The organism is Anaerocolumna sedimenticola, from assembly GCF_009931695.1.
Taxonomy (GTDB): domain Bacteria; phylum Bacillota; class Clostridia; order Lachnospirales; family Lachnospiraceae; genus Anaerocolumna; species Anaerocolumna sedimenticola.
Genome location: NZ_CP048000.1, coordinates 3,506,999 through 3,519,369, shown reverse-complemented (window position 1 = coordinate 3,519,369; position 12,371 = coordinate 3,506,999). Strand labels below are relative to the sequence as shown.

The window sequence follows — 12,371 nt, the reverse complement described above, 5'->3', positions numbered from 1 at the left end:
TTATTGATGCTCCAATACACCAAACTTCTCAAATGGCCAGATTCTTACCCATGCGCGTCCGATGATAGCTTTTCTTTCTACAGCACCAATACTGGAATCTCGGCTGTCCTTGCTGTTATTTCTATTATCTCCCAATAGAAAATATTCATCTTTTCCTAAAACAATCGGTTCTTTCGCTATCCCGCCGTCTGCTATGGGATTATTTCCATAATCTTCATTAAGGAGTTGATCATTAATATAGATATCACTTCCGATTATCTGAATCGTTTCTCCTGGAAGTCCAATTACCCTTTTTATATAGTAAGTGTCTTTATCCTCCTCATAAGGTCTGAAGACAACAATATCAAAGCGCTTTGGTTTATTTATTTCATAAGATACTTTTTCCAATATTAAATGATCTTCGTTATGTAGCGTACTCTCCATGGAACTGCCGCTAACTTCTATCTGCTGCCCCACAAATTGATGTATTAATAGCACAGATACAATGACCACAACAAAGTAAATAATCATTTCACTAATTTCTTTTCCGTAATTTGCCTGTTTTACCTTCTGTTCCAATTCCTGATCATCTGTTGTATTTAACTCTTCCGATACCCTTAACCAGGACCTATCCTTATTGTCTTCCATATAGATCTCCCATCTTAGGCTTAGGCTTATTAAGCCGTAGCATAATATATGATAAAGCACTCTCGCAGGATACCTTATTATTTTATGATGATTCTATAATTCTGCTATAGAATCTCAATATTAAATAAGGAATCACACGAAAGTGCTCACCAGAGCTCATCTAAATCATACGCATGAGCTAATATTATGCTTCTTTTGTTTCATCGTCATTCACAATTTTTACTTTTGACTGATATAATTCTTCTACCGCTATGGATAAAGGTTTTGCGGAAGTTGCACGAACCATAGGGTCAACTCCGTTAATTAGTTGTCTGGCTCTTTTAGCAGTTGCTAAAACGATGGAATATCTGCTATTTACTACAGGCTGTTCTCCTGGTTCTACCTCGCTGTTTACTACTTTCATTAGGTCTGTATATGATGGATGTAACATATTAATCTCCTTCCGTATGCATAAGCTTTCAAAATATATATTTTTATTTATATATTTTTATTTTATATATTTCTTTTTTTGTAAGTTATAATTGATATATCGGATATATTTTTATCTTTATTCATTGTAAGATACCACGGTATCAGTTTCTTCTTTTATATTTACCCGATTTGCAATGGTTTCAGGTAATAAAGCGGATAATACCAAATGTCCGCTGTCTGTTACAATAACGGCTTTTGTTTTCCTTCCGCAGGTTGCATCTATCGCTGTTCCGGCATCCTTGGCACTTTGTACCATTCTTTTTATCGGTGCAGCTTCAGGGCTAATGATTCCAACTATCTTATTCGAATTGACTACATTACCAAATCCTATATTAATTAATCGATTCAATTTCTGTACCTCATTTCGATGTGTTATTCTATGTTCTGAATCTGTTCTCTGATTTTCTCTATTTCCGTTTTTAAATCAATCGCTTTGTTGGTTATATGAATGTCATTTGCTTTTGACAATATGGTATTGGCCTCGCGATTCATCTCCTGGGCGATGAAATCCAGTTTTCGTCCGATTTCCTCTCCGGCTTCCAACGTATTTTTCATATTCATTATGTGACTTCTTAACCTTACGGTTTCTTCATCTACACAGATTTTATCCGCAAATACAGTAACTTCAGTTGCAAGGATACTTTCATCTAATTTGGTATCGCCTAATAATTCATATACTTTAGCAGTAAGCTTTTGTCTATACTCAGTAACAATCTGGGGTGATCTTTCTTCAATAAAATTAATGTAGTCCACCATGCCATCCAGTTTCCCATATAAATCCTTTTTTAGATTCAAACCTTCTGCAATTCTCGCCTCTACCAATTGTTCTGCAGCAGTTCTAACCGCTTTCTCAACTATTTTCCAAAGTTCCTGTTCATCTATAGTCTGCTCTTCCAAGGTAAATATATCCGGAAATCTGGATAAATTTGATACCCTGATATCATTTTCGATTTGAAAAGTTTCACTCATATGAGTCAGATATTTTAAATATTCTTTTGCAATGTCTTCATTATATTTTACACAAACATTATTTTCAGTAAAATCTTCATACGTGATAAATACATCCACCTTACCACGTCCAATATATTGTTTTAAAACATTTCGTATACCTGCTTCAAAAAAGCTAAGTTTCTTGGGCATCTTAATGGAAATGTCACAATACCGGTGGTTTACTGCCTTCATTTCAACAATTATCTTTCGTTCTTCTCCTACTTCTTCACATCTACCGAAGCCAGTCATACTTTTTAACATATTCACACGTTCTTTCAATATAAAGTTTTATAATGCCAGAAATGATATATATTCGACTCACCTCGGAATCTTTACAGGCATTTGAATTTATTATAGTAGATATACTACGACAAGTCAAGACTGGTTCATAAAATATGTCAGAAAAATTATTGCTTCTCCTACTGTCTAATGTTATACTATTTGGTATTAATATACTGATTCTTGATAGTACCCTTATAATATGAGAAGAAATCAGTAACAGCCTTTCTATGCTTTCGCATAAATAAACACGGAACAATTTTTATATAATAAGTTGTATCCACTTTAATATAAAGGAGAAATAACATGGCTTTAGACGGACTTGTCATATCTAATCTGGTTTATGAATTAAAAACAAAACTCATAGACGGCAGAATCAGTAAGATTTCCCAGCCTGAAAAAGATGAGTTAGTTCTGACTATAAAAAATAACCGGGATAACTACAAACTATTTCTTTCTGCTAACGCAAGTTTACCGTTAGTATATTTAACGGAAGAAAACAAACAAAATCCAATGACTGCTCCCGGATTCTGTATGCTGCTTAGAAAGCATTTAAACAGTGCAAGAATTTTAGACATTACGCAGCCGGGGCTTGAGCGAATTTTAAGGTTTAAGATTGAGCATCTTAATGAAATGGGTGATTTATGTATCAAGTATCTCGTTCTGGAGGTAATGGGAAAACACAGTAATATTATCTTTCTGGATGATAAAGATATGATTATAGACAGTATAAAACATATTTCCCATTTAGTTAGCTCCGTACGCGAAGTACTTCCGGGCAGGGAATATTTTCTTCCCTTAGTCGGAGAGAAAAAAGATCCTTTAACCATAAATTATGAAGAATTTATGGAAGCTGTTTTGGTTAAACCGTTACCTATTGGAAAAGCAATTTATACTTCACTTACCGGATTCAGTCCGTTAATGGCTAATGAAGTCTGTTACCGGTCTTCTATTGATTCCGAGGCTTCAACCAGTTCTCTTTCGGAATCGGAGGGGCTGCATTTATACAAGAATCTGGAACGTTTAATTTCTGATATAAAGGAACATAATTATATCCCCAATATCGTATTAGAGGAAGGGGTTCCTATTGAATTCTCCTGTTTTCCTCTATCTTGTTATGATGGCCTTGATAAGAAAGAATTTGAATCTATTTCAGAAGTTCTAGAATCTTTTTATGCTGCTAAAAATACGGTTACCCGTATCCGCCAAAAATCTGTGGATTTGCGTAAGATAGTTGCCAATGCCATAGAAAGGAATACGAAGAAATACGAACTTCAGTTAAAACAATTAAAAGATACGGAAAAAAGGGATAAATATAAAGTATACGGGGAATTGATTAATACCTACGGTTACAGTTTAGAACCAGGTGCCAAGTCATTGACAGCCCTGAACTATTATACCAATGAAGAGATTACTATCCCTTTAGATTCAACAATAACTCCGGCTGAAAACGCCAAACATTATTTTGAAAAATACAACAAATTAAAACGTACCTACGAAGCATTATCTAATTTTATAGAAGAAACCAAGATGGATCTGGTGCATTTGGATTCCATACGAACTTCTCTGGATATCGCACTGGCGGAAGAAGATTTAGCCCAGTTAAAAGAAGAACTCATGGAATATGGGTATATGAAACGTAAATACACAGCAGGTAAACCGGGTGCTAAAATTAAAAAACAAAAAATAACCAGTAAACCGTTTCATTATATTTCATCCGATGGGTATCACATATATGTAGGCAAAAATAATTATCAGAACGATGAACTGACTTTCAAGTTCGCTGTGGGAGCCGACTGGTGGTTTCATGCGAAAAAAATTGCCGGTTCTCATGTTATCGTACAGACCGGGGGTAATGAAATACCGGACAGGACCTTTGAAGAAGCCGCAAAACTTGCTGCTTATTACTCTAAAGGAAGAGATGCAGACAAGGTAGAAATTGATTATACGGAAAAGAAAAATGTTAAAAAACCAAGTGGAGGAAAACCTGGTTTTGTAGTATATTATACCAACTACTCCATGTTAGTATCTCCTGATATATCGGGTATTGTTCAGATTTCATAAAGCGGAGATAGGTTGAAAGAAAATAAAAGAATAGAAAGGTGCCGCATGCAGATTCTTTCAACCTGTGAACCTAGTTTCACATTTTATTATGCGGCAGTAGCGCATCGGTACGCAGATGTGTTATACAAGGGAGGTTAAAATGATTATAGCAGATTACCATGTACATTCCTCTTTTTCCAGTGATTCTACTGCTCCCATGGAGGATATGATTGAAAAGGCAATATCTCTTGGAATGAGTAAAATATGCTTTACTGACCATATGGATTATGACTTTCCAAATACCAATGGCTTGCCCTTTATTTTTAATCCGGAGGAATATTTTACAAAATTAGCCGACATGACCGGGCATTATAAGTCAAAAATTAAAGTTTTAAAAGGAATTGAACTTGGATTACAACCCTACCTTGCTCCCAGGTACGAAGCTTTGATTGAAAAGTATGATTTTGATTTTGCAATTGGTTCTTCTCATCTGGTTAACGGCCTGGATCCCTATTACCCTGAATATTGGATGAATCAGTCACCGGAAAAAGGTGTTGAAATATACTTTCAAAGCATTATAGATAATGTTAAGGCTTTTGCCGGTTTTCAGGTTTATGGACATTTGGACTATGTCATCCGTTATGTACCGGATAAGACCCTGATACAGACTTATTCTTATAAAAAATATGGGGATATTATTGATGAGGTATTAAGAACCATTATTCAACATGGTAAAGGTATCGAAGTGAATACTGCCGGTTATAAATACGGACTCGGTTTCGCACATCCCCATAGTGATATTCTAAAGCGGTATAAGGAATTAGGCGGTGAAGTAATTACCATAGGTTCCGACGGCCACGCTCCCGAACATTTGGGATATGACTTTCCAAAGGCGGAAGAATTATTACGCACTCTGGGTTTTGACTATTATGTAACTTATGAAAACAGAAAACCTATATTTGAGAAACTTAAATAAAGTATAAAATAGACATGTCAGCTTAACATATATAACAACATAAAGTTAGCTTAAATAATAACATATGGTTAGCTTAAATTTACCATTAAGGTTTACCTAAGAGAAACGGAAGAACATGCTCCCCGAATTTCTTCCGTTCGTGCGTTCGAAATATTGCAAGCAAGCATGCTAATTCTCACTTTGCTTTCGCGGATAATAAAAAACGTGAGGAACTACCTAATGTAAGTTTCTCACGTTTTTTAATCATAGACGAATCACGTTCGAACAATCGTTCCTCCGCCAACGACATAATCACCGTCGTAAAATACAACAGCCTGTCCGGGAGTTACTGCCCTTTGTGGTTCTTCAAAAATACATTCTACTTTATTCTCATCTATTTTGCGGATCGTACAGTTTGACCCTTTATGGCTGTAACGAATCTTGGCAATCACTTCCATTTCATCCGCTAAATCTTCTATGGACATAAAATTCAGGTTATCAGCATACAACTTATTACTATATACTTCATCACTGTTACCGATAACAACTTCATTTGTCTCAGGACGTATAGCCAGGACAAATACGGGGTGTCCCATTGCAAGATTTAAACCTTTTCTTTGTCCGACGGTATAATGAATGATACCTTTATGTTTGCCGATAATCTTTCCATCCGGGGTAACAAAATTACCCTCCTCCGGTTCTTTTCCGGAATATTCCGTGATGAATTTTGCATAATCATTATCCGGAATAAAACAGATTTCCTGGCTGTCCGGTTTATTCGCAACCCTTAGATTAATATTTTTAGCTATATTACGAATCTCATCCTTTGTATACTCCCTACCGGCATAAGGGTATGTGCCAGCTGATACTGAGTCAGATTATACAGCGCATAAGTCTGATCCTTTTCTGACGTTGCTGATTTTTTTAAAGTATATCTTCCATTATCCAATTGTACTACTCTAGCATAATGACCGGTGGCAATATAATCGGCGCCAATATCCAAAGAACGTTTTAAAAGAGATTCCCACTTTACATAACGGTTACATGCGATACACGGATTGGGTGTGTTACCTTTTACATATTCTTCTGCAAAATAATTAATAACAGCTTTTTTAAATTCATTTTTAAAATTCATTACATAATAAGGTATGTCCAGTGCAAAGGCTACTCTTCTCGCATCATCCACTGCACTTAATCCACAGCAGCCTCCGCTCTCTTCCTGCGCCGCTACCTCTTCATCCTGCCATATCTGCATGGTAACACCAATTACATCATAACCGGCGTCTTTCAGTAGATAGGCAGCAACAGAAGAATCAACTCCACCGGACATGCCTACTACTACTTTCTTTTTTTCCATTAAACCTCCTAGTAGACTTCTTCTTCTTCCCCTTCACTGATATCTGATTTGGGTTTTTCCAATCCTTCGATTTCAATATTATTCTTAGTAGCATAATCCCATAAAGCTGCATGAATTGCTTCTTCTGCTAATAAAGAACAATGAACTTTAACTGCAGGCAGACCATCTAATGCATCCATAACAGCTTTATTGGTAATCTGTAATGCTTCCTGAACATTTTTACCTTTTACCAATTCGGTAGCCATACTACTGGTAGCTACGGCAGCACCGCAACCAAATGTTTTAAACTTAACATCCTGGATTATTCCATCTTTATTAATATCCAGGTAAATTCTCATAATATCACCGCATTTTGCGTTACCGACAGTACCCACACCGCTGGCATTCTCTATTTCCCCTACATTTCTTGGGTTAGTAAAATGATCCATTACTTTCTCACTATACATCTTAATTCCTCCTTTATCACAAGACCATCACCAAATGATGCTAAAATTTATTTATATTACTTATGACTGCCTTTAACAAAATCCTCATAAAGAGGTGACATGGAACGCAATTTTTCCACGATTTCTTTAATTTTTTCTACTACATAATCCATTTCTTCTTCCGTATTATCCTCGCATAAAGTCAAACGTAAGGAACCATGTGCAATTTCATGAGGCAGTCCTATTGCTAATAAAACATGGGATGGATCCAGAGAACCGGAAGTACAGGCTGAACCGCTGGAAGCACAAATATTCTGCATATCAAGCATAATCAGAAGAGATTCACCCTCAATAAACTGAAAACTGAAATTTGCATTATTAGGAAGGCGTTTTGTCCTGTGTCCGTTTAAACGTACATAAGTTACTTCTGATAAAATTCTCTTAATCAGTTTATCCCTTAATTCAATTTCTTTTTGCTGACGTTCTTCCAGGGTTTCCATAGCAATTTCAACTGCTTTGCCAAGTCCGACAATGGCTGGAACATTTTCAGTTCCGGCTCTTCTGTGTCTTTCCTGTGCTCCGCCGTGTACAAAAGATTTTAATTTTAAACCTTTGCGGATATAAAGAAATCCGATGCCTTTCGGACCGTTTAATTTATGTCCGCTGGCACTTAACATATCTATATTTAATTCGTTCACATCGATAGCAAGCTGACCGAATGCCTGGACAGCATCTGTGTGGAATAATATATTGTTTGCCTTTGCTATTTCACCGATCTCCTTAATTGGCTGAATGGTACCAATTTCATTATTAGCAAACATAACAGAGATTAAGATGGTAGTCGGGCGGATTGCTTTCTTTAACTCGTCTAACTTAATAAGGCCATTCTCGTCCACATCAATATAAGATACCTCCATACCATGTTTTTCCAAGTACTCACAGGTATGCAAAATGGCATGATGTTCAATTCTTGAAGTAATGATATGATTACCTTTTGATGCGTAAGCTTCTGCGGTAGCTTTTAATGCCCAGTTGTCTGATTCCGTACCGCCGGCAGTAAAATAAATATCAGAAATTTCTGTATTCAGGGCTTTTGCAATAATACCTCTGGCCTCGTCAACTGCCTTTTTATTCTGTGTTGCAAGTTCATACACGCTGGATGGATTACCGAAGCTCTCCGTAAAATATGGGAGCATAGCTTCCACAACTGCCGGACGTGTTTTTGTTGTAGCTGCATTATCTAAATAAATCTTTTTTTCCATCTGTGTCATCTCCTATTTTAAAATTTCCTATTGCCCGCAAGTCGGTCTTTTACGGTTGTCACTTTCCGAAATTCCATGTTCGGAACGAATCTTTTCGCTTTCTTCCATTAATTCAGATAGCATCATGGTATCAACGGTATTATTTATACTATCACTAATACGCATCCAGACATATTTTGTTACACACAAATCCGCACCGGTACAAGATGATCCGCTGCCAATGATTTCAGCACAATCGACAGGATTTAAATCTCCCTCCAAAGCTCTCAGTATATCACCAACGGATATCTCTTCCGGCTTTTTAGCTAAGATATAGCCGCCTTGTGCACCTCTGATACTGTTTACGATTCCTGCTTTTTTCAATTTCGCAATTAACTGTTCCAAATAACTAATGGAAATATCCTGACGTTCCGCAATTCCACTTAAAGCAACTGCTTCATTTTTCCCGTTTATAGCTAAATCTAAAACTGCACGTAATCCATATCTACCCTTTGTAGATAGTTTCATCATACCACCTCACTTTTATCCATTTCGGGAGTTTAATTCCTACTATTTCATTTCCTAGTAATTTATTTCCTACTAAAACAGTGCACTTTATTGTTACATATTATCATTCCATTTCCAATTTGTCAATAGATTTGGAATTGTTTTATACTCTCCGAATATATTTAAATAAGTTCTATTATCATCGGTAGGAATTATTCATGACAAAAAATAAAAGTAATTTAATTAAGGGTACCGTAGTACTTACCTTAGCGGGCCTGGCCACCCGTTTTATCGGTTTTTTTTATCGTATTTTTCTATCCAACGCGATGGGCGCTGAAATCATGGGAATTTATCAGTTGGTATTTCCAATTTATATGATCTGTTTTACCATATTTGCTTCCGGTATTCAGACAGCCATATCAACTTTGGTGGCCAACGAACTAGGTAAAAAACATTATAAAAATTTACAGAATGTACTAAAAATCGGTATTATTATGTCATTAAGTACAGCTATAGTATTAACCTTTCTTGTATCCCGCTATTCGAATATGATTGCAACCAATATTCTAAGAGAACCAGGCTGCGCCTCTTCTTTACGGATACTTGCCTATGCTTTCCCATTCTGCGGTATAACGGCCTGTATTAATGGTTATTATTATGGTTTAAAAAAAGCAGGTGTTCCTGCAACAACTCAATTATTAGAACAAATAATACGTGTTTTTTTTGTTTATATCGTAGCATCTTATGTTGGAAAAGGAGATATAAAAATCACCAGTGAATTAGCAGTCTTAGGTGTTGTAATCGGAGAAATCGCATCTCAGGTTTATAATTTAGCATCTTTATATTGTACCAGCACTCCAAGGGAATTATCACACCTTGCTAAATCTACCCAAACTTCGCCTCATTATAAAAACGAAAAAATAACCGGCCGTCTGTTTCGTATGACTGTTCCGCTAACGGCAAACCGGTTACTAATTAGTATATTACATAGTGTGGAAGCTATTCTTATACCAAATATGCTGAAGAAATATGGCTTAAGCAATTCGGAAGCATTAAGTATCTACGGTATATTAAACGGAATGTCCATGCCTTTTATTATGTTTCCTTCCGCAATAACAAATTCCTTATCCGTATTATTACTTCCAACCATTTCAGAAGCCCAGTCATCAAGTAATGATACCATGATTAAAAAAACAACTGCTATTTCTATTAAATATAGTATGTTAATCGGTATCTTAAGTGCAGGAATTTTTGTCAGCTTCGGCCAGGAATTAGGCAATATCATATTTCATAATGAACTTGCAGGAAGTCTGCTTACTACCTTAGCCTGGTTATGTCCATTCCTGTATATTACCACAACATTAAGCAGTATTATCAACGGTTTAGGTTTGGCTCATTTAACCTTTGCTAATTCCGTAGTCGGTATGTCCTTCCGTATATTACTGATACTTTATCTGGTACCGAAGCAGGGTATGAATGGCTATTTAATCAGTCTTTTAATCAGTCAATTGGTAATTACGGCTTTTGATGGTTTTATTGTAATTAAAAGAATTAAACCGCCTTTTGATGCTGCAGATTTCATATTAAAACCTGGAATTATTGTGGCCTTAAGCGGCTATCTGTTGTTCAGGTTATATGAATACATAGCACCGGCGGCAGGAAGTCTTTCCATTGTATTAGGATGCTGTTTTTTAATCTGCATATCCTTTATATTATTACTTGGCATAACAAAAGCTGTTTCCTTAAAAGATTTTAAGTAAACAGCTTAAATCCATCCTTGCCTTGGTCTTTCACATCATATAAAGCTTTATCCGCACAATTTAATAATTGGTTATAATTCTTTCCGTCCCTTGGATATAAGGAAACTCCAATGCTGCCGGAAACGGATATTTCATACTCTTCTTCCCGATAAACAGATCTTAATGCACGCTGAAGCAAATCTGCCTTAATAAAAACTGTCTCTTTATTAGAGATATCTCCTATAAATACGGCAAATTCATCTCCGCCGATTCTTCCTATGATTTCACCTGACGAAAAAATCATCTTTACCTGATTAATTACAAAAGATAATATCTTATCTCCCTGCAAATGTCCAAATTTATCGTTAATGCTTTTAAAATCATCAATATCCACAATCATAAAGATGTGTTTTGTATCACTGTGTTTTTGTATGTAATGGTCAATTAGATCCTTAGTTGCACTTTTGTTATAGACACCGGTTAAGGGATCCCTTTTTGCTTTGTATTCTAAAGTTTGCAGTTCTTTTTTGTGTAAATCAATATTAACTATCTTACCGATCACCCGGATGGCACGTTTATTATCATCATAAATTGTTTTACCCCTGGTATGACACCATACATAATCGTTTTTTATATCTTTTATACGAAATTCCGATTCGATCATCTCTTTACCGCTTCGCAGTGCCCTGCAATACTCGGAAAATACCCCATATCTTCCGGATGAATCATGATTTCCGCATTTGTTTTTAAATCTGAAAAATGAGGTATTACCGGAACCCTGCCATACAGTTCTTTATATTTGTCTGCAAAGGTCATTAAGTCTTCATCAATCTCATATTCAAATAAAATATCGTTGGATATTTCAGCTGCTACCCGATACCGTTCCTCTTCTAATAAAAGCCTTTCCTGCATTAATTTCGATTCCGTGATATCTATCAGTACTGCGGATACCGTATGGCTTCCGTTTTTATCTTCAATATAATTACCGTTTAATAAAATCCAAATGATATTACCGCTTTTGGTTTTCATCCTGATTTCTTTTTGAATGTATTCCCCATTCTCAAAGTCATCTTTAAGCGCCGCAAACTTATCCAAATCATCCGGAAAGATTAATGTTGTAACACTGTTCTCTAATTCCTGTTGCATTTCTTCTTTGCTATAACCTACAATATCATAGTAACCGTTACTGGCATAAATTATCTCATAATTATGTTCTAAATTAAAATTAACAAACCCTGCATGAATGCTGTTTGTTATATGCCTCAACTCCAGGGAAGCTTCCTTTACCTTTTTTTCACTGGTATGCTTTAACCTTAAAATAAAAATAATAGCCAGTATACACAATATCACTAAACATAAGCAAAATACTGCAAAATAAACAGTATTCGAATACAGATATGTATCTTCCGGCAGATTTTCCTGTGCTTGTACTATTTTTAAAGAAAATAATAAGACTAGTATAATATTTACGAATAAAATTGAGACAAATCTGCTACGCAAAGCTTTGTGAAAAATATAACAGAGCGTTCCTTTTTTCACCTGATTCCACCTTCTTTAATTCACATTAATATTTATCATTACTGTTCTCTTTTGTAAATAAACTCTGCAACATTCATTAGCATAAACCGTAAGAAATATTGTATGGTTTCTCCGGTTCGCGTGTACACTCACATTAATGCAGGTAATCCTGCATATGCTTGTTTTATCAACGCGTAAATAATGACGCCCACTTGTTGA

The 12,371-nt window shown here is 35.8% G+C and carries 12 protein-coding genes and 1 pseudogene; 3 read left to right on the top strand and 10 right to left on the bottom strand.

Translation table 11 applies throughout. The features are described from left to right. From lepB to Ana3638_RS15555, 4 genes are all read right to left on the bottom strand, one after another. On the bottom strand, positions 1 to 510 hold the full coding sequence (lepB, locus tag Ana3638_RS15570) for a signal peptidase I (RefSeq protein ID WP_246241152.1): 510 nt from the start codon (positions 508 to 510) through the stop codon (positions 1 to 3). 301 nt (positions 511 to 811) lie between these two features. Next, a complete protein-coding gene (gene rpoZ / locus Ana3638_RS15565) occupies positions 812 to 1,057 on the bottom strand; it encodes a DNA-directed RNA polymerase subunit omega (RefSeq protein ID WP_161838853.1) in 246 nt (81 codons plus the stop codon). Positions 1,058 to 1,174: 117 nt separating this feature from the next. Beyond that, positions 1,175 to 1,447: a DUF370 domain-containing protein gene (locus tag Ana3638_RS15560; protein ID WP_161838852.1), complete on the bottom strand. Its 273-nt coding sequence runs from the start codon at positions 1,445 to 1,447 to the stop codon at positions 1,175 to 1,177. 23 nt (positions 1,448 to 1,470) lie between these two features. Further along, the gene (locus Ana3638_RS15555) at positions 1,471 to 2,349 is read right to left on the bottom strand and encodes a YicC/YloC family endoribonuclease (RefSeq protein ID WP_161838851.1); all 879 of its coding nucleotides are present in this window, start codon (positions 2,347 to 2,349) and stop codon (positions 1,471 to 1,473) included. Positions 2,350 to 2,673: 324 nt separating this feature from the next. On the opposite strand from Ana3638_RS15555, the gene Ana3638_RS15550 reads away from it, so the two are divergent. Both Ana3638_RS15550 and Ana3638_RS15545 read left to right on the top strand, forming a co-directional pair. Beyond that, entirely contained in the window at positions 2,674 to 4,431 is a 1,758-nt protein-coding gene (locus Ana3638_RS15550; protein WP_161838850.1) for an Rqc2 family fibronectin-binding protein, read from the top strand. 139 nt (positions 4,432 to 4,570) lie between these two features. After that, complete coding sequence (locus Ana3638_RS15545; RefSeq protein ID WP_161838849.1) at positions 4,571 to 5,386, top strand: histidinol-phosphatase HisJ family protein; 816 nt, start codon at positions 4,571 to 4,573, stop codon at positions 5,384 to 5,386. 254 nt (positions 5,387 to 5,640) lie between these two features. On the opposite strand, the pseudogene mnmA reads toward Ana3638_RS15545, so the two are convergent. From mnmA to Ana3638_RS15525, 4 genes and pseudogenes are all read right to left on the bottom strand, one after another. Beyond that, positions 5,641 to 6,722 (bottom strand): annotated as a pseudogene (gene mnmA / locus Ana3638_RS26825) (tRNA 2-thiouridine(34) synthase MnmA). A gap of 8 nt (positions 6,723 to 6,730) precedes the next feature. Further along, positions 6,731 to 7,168, bottom strand: a complete 438-nt coding sequence (nifU, locus tag Ana3638_RS15535) for a Fe-S cluster assembly scaffold protein NifU (RefSeq protein ID WP_161838848.1) — start codon at positions 7,166 to 7,168, stop codon at positions 6,731 to 6,733. 56 nt (positions 7,169 to 7,224) lie between these two features. Continuing rightward, entirely contained in the window at positions 7,225 to 8,409 is a 1,185-nt protein-coding gene (nifS, locus tag Ana3638_RS15530) for a cysteine desulfurase NifS (RefSeq protein ID WP_161838847.1), read from the bottom strand. A gap of 27 nt (positions 8,410 to 8,436) precedes the next feature. Further along, positions 8,437 to 8,916: an RrF2 family transcriptional regulator gene (locus tag Ana3638_RS15525; protein WP_161840581.1), complete on the bottom strand. Its 480-nt coding sequence runs from the start codon at positions 8,914 to 8,916 to the stop codon at positions 8,437 to 8,439. Positions 8,917 to 9,113: 197 nt separating this feature from the next. On the opposite strand from Ana3638_RS15525, the gene Ana3638_RS15520 reads away from it, so the two are divergent. After that, positions 9,114 to 10,655, top strand: a complete 1,542-nt coding sequence (locus tag Ana3638_RS15520; protein ID WP_161838846.1) for a putative polysaccharide biosynthesis protein — start codon at positions 9,114 to 9,116, stop codon at positions 10,653 to 10,655. Here Ana3638_RS15520 and Ana3638_RS15515 read toward each other — a convergent pair. Both Ana3638_RS15515 and Ana3638_RS15510 read right to left on the bottom strand, forming a co-directional pair. Beyond that, entirely contained in the window at positions 10,648 to 11,298 is a 651-nt protein-coding gene (locus Ana3638_RS15515; RefSeq protein ID WP_161838845.1) for a sensor domain-containing diguanylate cyclase, read from the bottom strand. The genes Ana3638_RS15520 and Ana3638_RS15515 overlap by 8 nt on opposite strands. Then, entirely contained in the window at positions 11,295 to 12,173 is an 879-nt protein-coding gene (locus tag Ana3638_RS15510; protein ID WP_161838844.1) for a PAS domain-containing protein, read from the bottom strand. The genes Ana3638_RS15515 and Ana3638_RS15510 overlap by 4 nt, the downstream gene beginning before the upstream one ends. Positions 12,174 to 12,371 lie beyond the last annotated feature (198 nt).